Consider the following 605-nt stretch of genomic DNA (forward strand, 5'->3'; position numbering starts at 1 on the left):
CGGGACCGCGACGAGGACCGCCAGGAACGGGACGATCACGAACGCGTACAGGGCGAGGAGGACGCCGCGCGCCTGCGGACCCTCAGTCAGCGGTTTGGGGCCGGTGGTCGTCGGGGTGGTCTCGGCGGCGGAAGTCATGACACCTCACACGGGAGATCAACTAACTTACGGCTACGTCACCGTAACTTACGCCACCGTAGCCTTCGAGGCATCGGCATCCGGCGGACCGGGACGGACAGCCGGTCCGTGGCAGCGGCAGAGGGTGATCCGGGGTGCCGCTACTATGTGAGCGGTAGACGCGGACCTTGAAGAAATGTCCGATTTGATCCCGGATCGTCTAATGGTAGGACCGCGGCTTTTGGTGCCGTTTATAGGGGTTCGAATCCTCTTCCGGGAGCAGTCCTTCCGCGGCTGAGTCACCGCCGACCTCGTAGTCCAAGTGCCTACTGCGAACAATGGAGTACCGCGTGAGCCGTACCGTCGTCGTTCTCGCCGCCGGAGAGGGCAAGCGGATGAAGTCCGCCACCCCCAAGGTGCTGCACTCGCTGCTCGGACGCACCCTGCTGGGGCACGTGCTGGTCGCGGCCGGCTCGGCCGCCGCCGAG

Annotated in this window: 1 protein-coding gene and 1 tRNA gene; both read left to right on the top strand. The window is 65.6% G+C overall.

Annotated features, from left to right (window positions below):
• The first annotated feature begins 326 nt into the window (after positions 1 to 326).
• A tRNA-Gln gene (locus Ato02nite_RS51140) sits at positions 327 to 397 on the top strand.
• Positions 398 to 455: 58 nt separating this feature from the next.
• Positions 456 to 605, top strand: a 150-nt coding sequence (locus Ato02nite_RS51145; protein ID WP_213013993.1) for a 2-C-methyl-D-erythritol 4-phosphate cytidylyltransferase, incomplete at its 3' end; no start/stop codon positions are given.

Source organism: Paractinoplanes toevensis (genome assembly GCF_018332695.1).
Classification (GTDB): Bacteria; Actinomycetota; Actinomycetes; order Mycobacteriales; family Micromonosporaceae; genus Actinoplanes; species Actinoplanes toevensis.